Here is a 3,356-nt window from a genome sequence, read left to right as displayed (position 1 = left end):
GTGGGCCGGAAGCCCGGGGGATTGAAGAGAAAAGATTTTTGCCCACGGATTTTCACGGATGTACACTGATTTATGGATGCGGGCGAGATCGGGTAGTTCTGTTGAGCTTTTTGGCTATTGAGCCATCCAGCTATCTCGCTATCCAGCCATGAAGAGGAAGAACGCGGTTCCCGCTGATTGAAGTACGGATTTTCACGGATTGAAGAGCGTGGGTCGGGGGCTGTGGGTTGTGGGTCGGAAGAGTTCGGATTGGGGAGGAAGATTTTTTTGCCCACGGATTTTCACGGATTAGCACGGATTGTTGGATGAGAGTGACCGGAAATTGTTTCAAAATCTTCAGCTATCCAGCCATCCAACTGTCTGGTTATCAAACCATGAAGAAAAAAGAACGCGGTTCCCGCTGATTGAATGCGGATTGGCACGGATGGGAAGATTGTGGGACGTAGGCGGTGGGCGGTGAGCCGGATGCCCGGAGGATTGAAGAGAAAGATGTTGCCCACGGATTGGCTTGTATTATGGTTTATTATTCATGGATTAGCAATGACTTATTACTGATCTCAATGAAACGGGCTGATTTGAAAGCTTCTTCTATATCTGCCATCGCGGCTGTAATCAATCGTTCAAGCTCGGCATTGCCAATGTTACCTGAAGCGACCAGCATCAACCGTTGAGGTGTATTTCGTAAAAGGTACGATTGTACGAAGTCTTCATCTTTCGTGACAACGATACGTTCATCACTATCTGCAATACGGGCAATTTCAGCATCCGTTGTTCGATTACCCGAATCCAGATCGAGGGTATGCAGCGCATCGTGGCCATTTTCGCGTAACCAATTGCAGAAACGACGCGGAAGCTGAGCATCCACAAGAAATTTCATGCGGCGAATCCCTTGATACTCTTGATGTGAGCCAGACGAGCGGCATAAGCAAGAACAGCGAGTATGTCGTCTCTCTGAAGATCCTCATAGTCACCCAGAATGTCATCGATGCTCATTCCACCTGCGAGCCACTCAAGTATATTTTCTACAGGATACCGCATCCCGCGAATACATGGCTTTCCATGACAAATATCCGGATCAATGGTTATACGGTCTATGTTTTGCATTGGGTTGCGTTCTGAGTGTTAACCTGAATTCGTAACTCTCTTGTACCAATATATATATTGACCAACCCATGCAACAAGCGCTATTTCCTGATTATTTCGAAGTCCGCTTCAGGTTGCCTGTGGATGGAAGACTGGCGCTTGGGCGCCCGGGAGTCTGGAGTTGGATTGTGTGCTGTGGACTGAAGGCCCGGGTCTTCAGCCCCGTAGGGGCGGCATGTTTGTATTCCGGGGATGGTGCCTCTCCCCCCCCCCTATTTATGGGTTTCGGCCCGTAGGGGCCGTGGGGATTGAAGAGGTAGAGTTTTGCCCACGGATTGGCACGGAGGAATTGAAGAGGAAGATGTTACCCACGAATTTTCATGGATTGAAAAGAGGAATATCAGGGTCTGTCCCCTACTTGGTGTGTCAGACAGGTTTTAGGGGGTTTTAGGGGACGTTGTTTTACAGCTCAACTTGTAGCCATGGATGTGTGCGGTTGGCAGTGGACAGGAGATTGAAGAGGAGGAGTTTTGCCCACGGATTGGCACGGATTGGCACAGATTTTTTTTGTATGAGGGGTTGACCGGAGGTTGTGTTGAGTTTTTCTGCTATTGAGGTGTCGGGGTATCTGGCAAGAAGAAGAAGAACGCGGTTCCCGCTGATTGAATGCGGATTAGCACGGATGGAAGATTGTGGATGGTTTTAGGGGACGTTGTTTTGCAGCTCAACTTGCAAGTCCGGGATGTGAGCGGTGGACAGGGAGATTGAAGAGGAAGAGTTGCCCACGGATTAGCACGGATTGGCACGGATTTTTGGATGTGGGGTTACCGGGTGGTTGTGTTGAGCTTTTCGGCTATTGAGGTGTCGGGGTATCTGGCAAGAAGAGGAAGAGCGCGGTGCCCGCTGATTGAAAACGGATTAGCACGGATGGAAGAGCGTGGGTCGGGAGTTTAGCGGTGGACCGGTAGCCCGAAGAATTGAAGAAGAAGATTTTTGCCCACGGATTTTCACGGATTGGCACGGATTGTTGGATGTGGGTTGATCGGGGGTTGTGTTGAGCTTTTCGGCTATTGAGCCATCCAGCTATCTCGCTATCCAGCCATGAAAAGGAAGAACGCGGTTCCCGCTGATTGAATGCGGATTAGCACGGATGGAAGAGCTTGGGTTGGAAGTTTGGCTGCGGAGGGGTGACATATCGGTAGTTCGAAGGGATTGGTTGTGATGGTTATGGATGATATGGATTTAGAGTATGATTCTTTTTACTGCCAGTGATGGTTGTCCGAAGTTTATGAGGAGGCCGAGTTTGTGTTTGGTGGCACTGAGATAGTTGAGTAGCTGGGCTTCGTGTTCTTTGGTTAATCGGTTAAGGGCTTTTATTTCAAGTATGATAGCGTCGTGGCATATGAAGTCAGCTATGTAGCGCTTGGTGAGTATCTGGTCTTTATAGGTTATATCGAGTTCTTTTTCTTTGTGGTAAAGTATTTTGCGATTGGTCATTTCGATGGCGAGTGCTTCCTGATAGATTGGTTCGAGAAAGCCGTGCCCGAGTGTGCGGTGTACTTCCTGTGCCGCTCCGATGATGTTGTATGTTTCGTTTTTGTAGAGGATGTCCATATTCTGACTGGCTTAGCTTTCAGTTCAATGTATTATTTATTACGTAATATCGGAAACTTTGGAATTGAAGGAGGAAGATGTTGGCCAACGGATTGGAATCGGAAGTCTGGAGTCGGGGAAGGAAGAGGTTTGCCCACAGATTTTCTCGGATTGGCTCGGATTGAAGAGCGTGAGATTGGGTTAGGCTTTCTTGACATTGTGCTATCATGCTGTCTCGCTTTCCGGCAAGAAGAGGAAGAACGCGGTTCCCGCTGATTGAATGCGGATTAGGGAGGGATTGAAGAGAGGAGCATGAGTTGCCCACGGATTGGCACGGATTGGCACAGATTTTTTTTGGATGAGGGGTTGACCGGAGGTTGTGTTGAGTTTTTCTGCTATTGAGGTGTCGGGGTATCTCGCCATAAGATGAAGAACGCGGTTCCCGCTGATTGAAGTACGGATTAGGGAGGGATTGAAGAGAGGAGCAAGAGTTGCCCACGGATTGGCACGGATTGGCACGGATTTATGGATGAGGGGTTATCAGGTGGTTGCGTTATGCTTTTGGGCTATTGAGGTGTCGGGCTATCAAGCCATAAGAGGAAGAGCGCGGTTCCCGCTGATTGGGAACGGATTTACACAGAAAGATTGAAGAGGAAGAGTTTTGCCCACGGATTGGCACG

At 48.9% G+C, this 3,356-nt stretch carries 4 protein-coding genes; all 4 read right to left on the bottom strand.

Annotated features, from left to right (window positions below; genetic code table 11):
* On the bottom strand, nt 1-275 hold a 275-nt coding region (locus K4305_RS12105; protein ID WP_331562741.1), incomplete at its 3' end, for a hypothetical protein.
* Between the two features lie 248 nt (nt 276-523).
* On the bottom strand, nt 524-877 hold the full coding sequence (locus K4305_RS12100; RefSeq protein ID WP_331562739.1) for a DUF5615 family PIN-like protein: 354 nt from the start codon (nt 875-877) through the stop codon (nt 524-526).
* Complete coding sequence (locus K4305_RS12095) at nt 874-1,104, bottom strand: DUF433 domain-containing protein (protein ID WP_331562738.1); 231 nt, start codon at nt 1,102-1,104, stop codon at nt 874-876. The genes K4305_RS12100 and K4305_RS12095 overlap by 4 nt, the downstream gene beginning before the upstream one ends.
* Before the next feature lie 1,221 nt (nt 1,105-2,325).
* A complete protein-coding gene (locus K4305_RS12090) occupies nt 2,326-2,697 on the bottom strand; it encodes a GxxExxY protein (protein WP_331562737.1) in 372 nt (123 codons plus the stop codon).
* Between the last annotated feature and the right edge of the window lie 659 nt (nt 2,698-3,356).

It is taken from the genome of Chlorobium sp., assembly GCF_036528655.1.
Taxonomy (GTDB): domain Bacteria; phylum Bacteroidota; class Chlorobiia; order Chlorobiales; family Chlorobiaceae; genus Chlorobium.
This window is presented reverse-complemented; position numbering and strand designations above follow the sequence as displayed.